Annotated in this window: 10 protein-coding genes; 8 read left to right on the top strand and 2 right to left on the bottom strand. The window is 60.7% G+C overall.

The features are described from left to right. From AC07VF_RS21420 to AC07VF_RS21390, 7 genes are all read left to right on the top strand, one after another. Positions 1 to 552, top strand: a 552-nt coding sequence (locus AC07VF_RS21420; protein ID WP_495009678.1) for a transposase, incomplete at its 5' end; no start/stop codon positions are given. Positions 553 to 839: 287 nt separating this feature from the next. Next, positions 840 to 1742: an energy transducer TonB gene (locus AC07VF_RS21415; RefSeq protein ID WP_192172974.1), complete on the top strand. Its 903-nt coding sequence runs from the start codon at positions 840 to 842 to the stop codon at positions 1740 to 1742. A gap of 107 nt (positions 1743 to 1849) precedes the next feature. Beyond that, on the top strand, positions 1850 to 2419 hold the full coding sequence (locus tag AC07VF_RS21410; protein WP_192172975.1) for a YqgE/AlgH family protein: 570 nt from the start codon (positions 1850 to 1852) through the stop codon (positions 2417 to 2419). Continuing rightward, the gene (gene ruvX, locus AC07VF_RS21405) at positions 2419 to 2856 is read left to right on the top strand and encodes a Holliday junction resolvase RuvX (protein ID WP_192172976.1); all 438 of its coding nucleotides are present in this window, start codon (positions 2419 to 2421) and stop codon (positions 2854 to 2856) included. Before AC07VF_RS21410 ends, ruvX begins: the two co-directional genes overlap by 1 nt. Positions 2857 to 2932: 76 nt before the next feature. After that, positions 2933 to 3454 carry a bifunctional pyr operon transcriptional regulator/uracil phosphoribosyltransferase PyrR gene (gene pyrR, locus AC07VF_RS21400; protein ID WP_172610020.1) on the top strand — a complete coding sequence of 174 codons (522 nt, stop codon included), beginning with the start codon at positions 2933 to 2935 and terminating at the stop codon, positions 3452 to 3454. Positions 3455 to 3466: 12 nt separating this feature from the next. After that, positions 3467 to 4471, top strand: coding sequence for an aspartate carbamoyltransferase catalytic subunit (locus tag AC07VF_RS21395; protein ID WP_037018862.1), 1005 nt, complete (start codon positions 3467 to 3469; stop codon positions 4469 to 4471). Then, entirely contained in the window at positions 4468 to 5739 is a 1272-nt protein-coding gene (locus tag AC07VF_RS21390; RefSeq protein ID WP_192172977.1) for a dihydroorotase, read from the top strand. Before AC07VF_RS21395 ends, AC07VF_RS21390 begins: the two co-directional genes overlap by 4 nt. 213 nt (positions 5740 to 5952) lie before the next feature. Here AC07VF_RS21390 and AC07VF_RS21385 read toward each other — a convergent pair whose 3' ends face one another. Then, on the bottom strand, positions 5953 to 6369 hold the full coding sequence (locus AC07VF_RS21385) for an NINE protein (RefSeq protein ID WP_133775604.1): 417 nt from the start codon (positions 6367 to 6369) through the stop codon (positions 5953 to 5955). Positions 6370 to 6619: 250 nt separating this feature from the next. On the opposite strand from AC07VF_RS21385, the gene AC07VF_RS21380 reads away from it, so the two are divergent. After that, on the top strand, positions 6620 to 7351 hold the full coding sequence (locus AC07VF_RS21380) for a C40 family peptidase (RefSeq protein WP_133775605.1): 732 nt from the start codon (positions 6620 to 6622) through the stop codon (positions 7349 to 7351). Between the two features lie 71 nt (positions 7352 to 7422). Here the strand turns inward: AC07VF_RS21380 and AC07VF_RS21375 are convergent, their stop codons facing one another. Continuing rightward, positions 7423 to 8457, bottom strand: a complete 1035-nt coding sequence (locus AC07VF_RS21375; RefSeq protein WP_192172978.1) for a type IV pilus twitching motility protein PilT — start codon at positions 8455 to 8457, stop codon at positions 7423 to 7425. Positions 8458 to 8486 lie beyond the last annotated feature (29 nt).

Raw genomic sequence — 8486 nt, 5'->3', positions numbered from 1 at the left:
CGCAGGGCTTCGCTGGTTCAGGCCAAAACCAGCCTGACCCAGAGCTGGGCAAATGACGCCAGTTTGAAAGCTGTGTTCGCCACTTTTCTCAAATCGGTTGAGCGCCTGGACCTGCTCGTCCAGAAAAAACTCAAAGATGTCTTGCGAGAAGCCGGTTTGCTTGAAGAAGTCGCTCGCTGCCAAGCGATCGAGGGTATCGGTTTTCTGACCGCAACTGCTTTGGTCATGGCATATAACCGAGGCGACTTTAACAGCGGCGACTCTTTCATTGCTTTTTTGGGCATGGACCTAAGAGTGAGCGACTCGGGCCAAAAAAACGGCCGAAGATCTTTAACAAAGCGAGGGTGCTCGGAAGTTCGCCGATTACTGCACAACGCCGCTATGTCGGCGAGCCGATCAATTGCCTGGAAAGCGTTCTACAACAAACACCTGGGCAGCGGAAAAGCGACGACCCAGGTGCTTGTCATGCTCAGCCGTAAGCTCGCTCGGATCGCGTTCTCCCTGATGAAAAATCAGAGCGACTACCAACCGAAAAGGGGGATTTTGGCTTGATGACAACCATAGAATCTCCCACAGGATATTCGTCTGTTCGAGGTATCGGGAAAGTCGCAGAACCGGCGGGAGTGAGCTTGCTCACGAAGAGGCCAGGACATTCATCCTCTTTCTCTGGGGCTTGAAGCAGGTCTTTGTGAGCAAGCTCCCAACGGGAAAGGCACCGCCCACTAATCGGCCCGGTGACATCAAACGCCAAGCCAGTCCTGACATTGCGTTATCATGCGCGGCCTGAATTTTTGCGCTAGGTGAGTAGTAATGCTGGCACATGTGCTGCCGGAGCGTGGATGAACGCTGCGGTCGACGATGATCTCCCCCTGTCCCTGACCCGCACCGGCGTGCGCCCTGCCGATCGCCTCGGGTTTACCCTGATGATCGCCGCACTGGTGCATCTGGCGGTGATCCTTGGCGTCGGTTTCACCTACGTCAAACCGGAAAAGATCAGCCAGACCCTGGAGATCACCCTCGCCCCCTTCAGAAGCGACACCAAGCCCAAGGACGCCGACTTCCTCGCCCAGGAAAACCAGCAGGGCAGCGGCACCCTCGACAAGAAAGCGGTGCCCAAGACCACCGAAATCGCCCCGTATCAAGACAACCAGATCAACAAGGTCACGCCACCGCCTGCCGCCAAACCGGTGATCAAGCAGGACGCGCCGAAGACCGCTGTCGCCACGAAAGCGCAGTCTCCGCAGAAGACCGTCGCCAGGCGCGATGAGGTCAAGCCGGAAGAACAGAAGAAGGTCGCGCCGACCATCGACAGCACGCAGCTGAACAGCGAAATCGCCAGCCTCGAAGCCGAGCTGGCGGATGAGCAGCAGGCGTACGCCAAGCGTCCGAAGATCCACCGCCTGAGCGCGGCCTCAACGATGCGCGACAAGGGCGCCTGGTACAAAGAGGACTGGCGCAAGAAGATCGAGCGCATCGGCAACCTGAATTACCCGGATGAAGCCCGCCGCAAGCAGATCTACGGCAGCCTGCGGATGATGGTCTCGATCAACCGCGACGGTTCACTCTACGAAGTGCTGATTCTGGAGTCATCAGGCCAGCCGCTGCTGGATCAGGCGGCGCAGAAGATTGTCCGCCTGGCAGCACCCTTTGCGCCGTTCAGTGGCGATCTGGCCGATATCGACCGGCTCGAGATCATCCGCACCTGGAAATTCGCGCGCGGGGACAAGCTGTCGAGTAATTGATCAGCCAATGCCGTGCAATATGAAACCTGACCTGCGTCGCGATTTATCCGCCCGTGAGTCGGTTCTGCCAGTTGTCACAACAGCCCCGCGACGCCACACTAGGGCTCATGAAAAACGTCTCTCCGTCGTACCTCAAACACCAGTTTCTGATCGCCATGCCCCACATGCACGATGAGAACTTCGCTCAGACCTTGACCTACATCGTCGAGCACAATGCCAATGGCGCCATGGGTCTGATCATCAACCGACCGCAAAGCCTGTCGCTGGCAGACATTCTGGAACAGCTGCGCCCCGAATTGCCGCCACCTGCGCGCTGCAAGGACATCGCCATTCACCTTGGCGGGCCGGTGCAAACCGATCGAGGGTTCGTCCTGCACCCTTCCGGCCAGGTGTTCCAGGCGACCGTGGACCTGGGCGGCATTTCGCTCTCGACCTCTCAGGACGTCCTCTTCTCCATCGCAGATGGCTACGGCCCTGATCAAAATCTGATCACCCTAGGCTATGCCGGCTGGGACGCCGGCCAGCTTGACGCCGAGTTCGCCGCCAATGCGTGGCTCAACTGCGCATTCGACCCGGCGATCCTTTTCGACGTCGAAAGCGAAGACCGCCTCGACGCCGCTGCCGCCAAACTGGGCGTCAACCTCAATCTGCTGACCAGTCAGGCGGGTCACGCCTGATGGCCGGACTGCGTCTGTTACTGGGATTCGACTACGGCACCAAACAGATCGGCGTGGCAGTCGGCCAGGTGATCACCGGGCAGGCCCGCGAGCTTTGCACATTGAAAGCGCAGAACGGCGTGCCGGACTGGGACAAAGTGCAGGCGCTGATTACCGAATGGAAACCGGACGCCATCGTCGTCGGCCTGCCGCTGAATATGGACGGCACGCCGAGCGAGATGAGCGCACGCGCCGAGAAGTTTTCGCGCAAGCTCAATGGCCGCTTCAACCTGCCGGTCTACACCCACGACGAGCGCCTGACCACCTTCGAAGCCAAGGGCGAACGCGCCTCTCGCGGCCAGCACGGCAGCTACCGGGACAATCCCGTGGACGCCATCGCCGCAGCGCTGCTGTTGCAAAGCTGGCTGGAAGCCAACGCCGCGCTGTTTGAAACCTGATCCATCTACGCTGAACCGAATTCGATTTACCCAGGACGTTCGTGCAGCGCACGCCGGGGCACCTGAAGGAGCAACCATGAGTCTGCCAAATCCCGCCGAACTGATCAGCCAGATGGCGATTGATCTCAACGCGCACCTGAACAAACGCGGCATCCAGGAGCCTCGCTTCATCGGCATTCGCACCGGTGGCGTGTGGGTCGCGCAGGCGCTCCTTGAAGCCCTCAACATCCAGTCGCCGCTGGGCACGCTGGACGTCTCTTTTTACCGCGACGACTTCAGCCAGAACGGCCTGCACCCGCAAGTGCGCCCTTCGGAACTGCCGTTCGAGATCGAAGGCCAGCATCTGGTGCTGATCGATGACGTGCTGATGAGCGGGCGCACCATTCGTGCGGCGCTCAACGAACTGTTCGATTACGGCCGCCCGGCCAGCGTGACCCTGGTGTCGCTGCTGGATCTGGACGCTGCCGACCTGCCGATCCGGCCAAACGTGACGGGCGCGACCCTGTCACTGGGGCCGAATGAACGGGTCAAGCTGTCCGGGCCAACGCCGCTGACGCTCGAACTGCAAGACCTCTCCACCGATTCCGCCGCCCTCTAAGAGTCCTTTGCGATGACGCCTCTCGACGCCAAGCGCCCGCTGCAACTGAACCATCAGGGCCAGCTGCAGCACTTTCTCTCCCTCGACGGTTTGCCCCGCGAACTGCTCACCGAAATCCTCGACACCGCCGACTCGTTCCTGGAAGTCGGCGCCCGCGCGGTGAAGAAGGTCCCGTTGCTGCGCGGCAAGACCGTGTGCAACGTGTTCTTCGAGAACTCGACACGCACCCGCACCACGTTCGAACTGGCGGCCCAAAGGTTGTCGGCGGACGTCATTACGTTGAACGTATCGACCTCCTCGACCAGCAAGGGCGAGACGCTGTTCGATACGCTGCGCAACCTTGAAGCCATGGCCGCCGACATGTTCGTGGTGCGCCACGGTGACTCCGGTGCGGCGCACTTCATCGCCGAACATGTCAGCCCTCAGGTCGCGATCATCAACGGCGGCGACGGCCGCCATGCGCACCCGACCCAGGGCATGCTGGACATGCTGACCATCCGTCGCCACAAGGGCAATTTCGAAAACCTCTCGGTGGCGATCGTCGGCGATATCCTGCATTCCCGCGTCGCGCGCTCGAACATGATCGCGCTCAAAGCGCTGGGCTGCCCGGACATCCGCGTGGTCGCGCCAAAAACCCTGCTGCCAGTGGGCGTCGAGCAATACGGCGTGAAGGTCTACACCGACCTGAACGAAGGCCTGAAGGACGTCGACGTGGTGATCATGTTGCGCCTGCAGCGCGAGCGCATGTCGGGCGGCCTGCTGCCGAGCGAGGGTGAGTTCTACCGGCTGTTCGGCCTGACCACCGCGCGCCTGGCCGGCGCCAAGCCCGATGCCATCGTGATGCACCCGGGCCCGATCAACCGCGGCGTGGAGATCGAATCAGCCGTAGCGGACGGTGCGCACTCGGTCATTCTCAATCAGGTGACCTACGGCATTGCCGTGCGCATGGCCGTTCTGTCCATGGCCATGAGTGGCCAAACCGCACAACGTCAGTTCGAGCAGGAGATCGCCCAGTGAAGTTCAGCATCCTCGGCGCTCGCGTCATCGACCCTGTCAGCGGTCTGGATCAAGTCACCGACATCCATCTTGAAGCGGGGAAGGTTCTCGCCCTCGGCGCGGCACCTGCCGGCTTCAGCCCTATGGAAACCATCGACGCCGCCGGCCTGATTGCTGCCCCCGGGCTGGTCGACCTGAACGTGTCGTTGCGCGAGCCCGGTTACAGCCGCAAGGGCAATATCGCCAGCGAAACCCGCGCAGCGGCGGCCGGCGGCGTCACCAGCCTGTGCTGTCCGCCGCGTACAAAACCGGTTCTCGACACGTCCGCCGTCGCCGAGCTGATCCTCGACCGCGCCCGCGAAGCCGGCCACAGCAAGGTCTATCCGATCGGCGCGTTGAGCAAGGGTCTGGAAGGCGAGCAACTGGCCGAGCTGATTGCCCTGCGCGACGCCGGTTGCGTGGCGTTCACCAACGGCATGGTCAATTTCCGCAGCAACCGCACGTTGTGCCGCGCGCTCGAATACGCGGCGACGTTCGATCTGACCGTGATTTTCAATTCCCAGGACCACGACCTTGCTGAAGGCGGCCTGGCCCACGACGGCCCGACGGCTGCGTTTCTGGGTTTGCCGGGCATTCCGGAAACGGCTGAGACGGTGGCACTGGCGCGTGACCTGCTGCTGGTCGAGCAAAGCGGTGTGCGCGCCCATTTCACGCAACTGACCAGTGCGCGCGGCGTGGCCTTGATTGCCCAGGCGCAGGCGCGAGGCCTGCCGGTGACCGCGGACGTGGCGCTGTATCAGTTGATCCTGACCGATGAAGCACTGACCGGCTTCTCGAGCCTGTACCACGTGCAGCCGCCGCTGCGCACCCGCGCGGATCGCGACGCATTGCGTGAGGCGGTGAAGTCGGGCGTGGTGCAGGCGATCTCCAGTCACCACCAGCCCCACGAGCGTGACGCGAAGCTGGCCCCGTTCGGCGCGACCGAGCCGGGCATCAGCAGCGTGGAGCTGTTGTTGCCACTGGCGATGACGCTGGTCGAAGACGGCCTGCTGGACCTGCCGACGCTGCTGGTACGCCTTAGCTCCGGACCCGCCGCTGCGCTGCGCCTGCCGGCCGGAACGCTGATTGCCGGCTCGCCTGCGGACCTGGTGCTGTTCGACCCCGCTGCGTCGACGGTGGCGGGTGAGAAATGGCTGTCGAAAGGCGAGAACTGCCCATTTCTGGGCCATTGCCTGCCAAGTGCCGTGAAGTACACGTTTGTGGATGGGCGGGTTAGCTATAACGGGTGAGACGCCCAACCTCAGGCAGACGTTGATTATGTGGGAGCGAGCTTGCTCGCGAAGGCTTACTTTCAGCCTCAGAGAAAATGGCTGAATGCACCGGCCCCTTCGTGAGCAAGCTCGCTCCGACAGGTTTTGTGTCGCGCCCTACCGTCAGCGATGACGCACCTCATCGTGGGGTGACGTCTCTCACTTCCACGGACGAGCCCAAAGCAACCTCTATTACCGGCGGGCGTTCTTCACCGAGATCTGGTCATTCAGCGTCCAGAAGTCGTACAGCACGCCCAGCAGCGCCAGACCTCCCGTGAACAGGTAAATGATCCCGGTGATCCATTTGCCCTGATACATCCGGTGCACGCCGAACACGCCCAGAAAGGTCAGCAGAATCCAGGCGAGGCTGTAATCGGTCGAGCCTGCGTTGAATCGCAGGTCCGCTTCCCGATCCATCGCAGGGATCAGGAACAAGTCGATCAGCCAGCCAATGCCAAACAGGCCCAGCGTGAAAAACCAGATCGTGCCGGTCACCGGCTTGCCGTAATAAAAGCGATGCGCCCCGGTAAATCCCACAATCCAGAGCAGATAGCCCATGACCTTGCTATGGGTGTCCGGACGTTGAACGTCGGGTTGATAGGTGTTCATTGTTGACCTCGCTTGCTGCAATAGAAAAAAATATGCGTAAGTTTTGTGACTTTCGTGACGCCGTCCGACGTATGGCTTGAACCTCTTTTCAATCGTGCAAACCCTTGTTCTGCAAGGTGATCAGCGCACTGAGATGACGATTCTGCAGCCAAAACTGACTTTGAGGGCAGTAAATTGTTCGACAAGGGGGCTCAGAATTTCGCAAAAAGCTGTTATAAAGTTGCGCGCTGACCAACAAGAGCCCTGCCTAATGCGTCCATTTTTCAAGACATGGCTGACTATTTGTCTATTTATGCCACTGGCCGCCCACGCCACCAATCGTGAGCAAACGCTTCCACCGAGCTTCACCGGTTTCACCGCCAGGTCCGAGTCGCCGGAATCCGTTTCACGCAACATCGCTGCTCAACGAGCTGCAATGGCTGCACTGGAACAGACGGCTACTCCACTCGAGACCTCTGGCAAGCGAGCCAAAGCTGTTAAGGGAAAACCATCCCGCAGCACTCGCAAGATTTCGCAGAACACTGTCGCCCTGGCCAACACGGCGCAGATGGGTACCAAACAGAGCAGCACCGTGGTCAACCGGGCCGTTAACGCCATCGGTACACCTTATCGTTGGGGCGGCACCAGCCCAACAAAAGGGTTCGACTGCAGCGGACTGGTGAAATACGCCTTCAACGACGTGAGCGAAGTCGATTTGCCGCGCACGTCCAACGCCATGGCCGAAGGTCACGGGCAGAAGGTTGACCGCAAGGATTTGAAGCCGGGCGACTTGCTGTTCTTCAACATCAAGAGCCGCACAGTGAATCACGTTGCGATTTACCTCGGCAACGACCGATTCGTTCACGCGCCACGCCGTGGCAAATCCGTGACGATTGACACGCTGAAGAAGCCGTATTGGGACAGCCATTACGTCGTCGCCAAGCGTGTGCTGCCAAAGCAGCCGCCGAGTCAGAAAGGCACCGTGCGCATCGCCCAGCGCTGATCGCACCCGCCGCCTGAAAAACACTGTGTGGAGCGAATTCATTCGCTCCACACAGTCGTTTGTATTCCTGATCAGAAATTATCAGGCGTCTTCGCCTTCTCCCGCGCACTCTCGCGCGTGATCAGCCCCTTGCTGATCAGGTCCTTCAGGCACATATCCAGCGTCTGCATCCCCAGCGATCCCCCGGTCTGAATCGACGAGTACATCTGCGCCACTTTGTCCTCGCGGATCAGGTTACGGATCGCCGACGTGCCGATCATGATCTCGTGGGCCGCAACCCTACCTCCGCCGACCTTCTTCAGCAGCGCCTGAGAAACAATGGCGTGGAGCGACTCGGAGAGCATCGAGCGGATCATCGACTTCTCCTGCGCCGGGAACACGTCGACGATACGGTCGATGCTCTTGGCTGCGGACGTGGTATGCAGCGTGCCGAACACCAAGTGGCCGGTTTCTGCCGCCGTCAGCGCCAGACGAATGGTTTCGAGGTCGCGCAGCTCACCCACCAGAATCACGTCAGGGTCTTCCCGCAGTGCCGATCGCAGCGCTTCGGCGAAGCCGTGGGTGTCGCGATGGACTTCGCGCTGGTTGATCAGGCTTTTCTTGGACTCGTGTACGAACTCGATCGGATCTTCGATGGTGAGAATGTGGTGATGCTTGTTGCTGTTCAGATAGTCGACCATGGCAGCCAGGGTGGTCGACTTGCCCGAGCCGGTCGGACCGGTGACCAGCACCAGGCCGCGCGGCACGTCGGTAATCTTGCGAAACACTTCGCCCATGCCCAGCTCTTCCATGCTCAGGACCTTCGACGGAATGGTCCGGAACACGGCGCCCGCGCCGCGATTCTGGTTAAACGCGTTGACCCGGAAGCGCGCCACGCCCGGCACTTCGAATGAGAAGTCTGTCTCCAGATCTTCCTCGAAGTCCTTGCGCTGCTTGTCGTTCATGATGTCGTAGATCAGCCCCTGAACCTCTTTCTGGTCCAGTGCGGGCAGGTTGATCCGCCGCACATCGCCATCGACGCGGATCATCGGCGGCAGGCCGGCAGAGAGATGCAAGTCCGACGCGCCTTGCTTGGCACTGAAGGCCAGCAGCTCGGTAATATCCATACAGCTCCTCATCACATAGAATGCCGCAG

This window comes from Pseudomonas sp. GW821-FHT02H06, assembly GCF_059421525.1.
The sequence above is the reverse complement of the archived record's forward strand: the minus strand, read 5'-3'. Positions and strand labels throughout refer to the sequence as shown.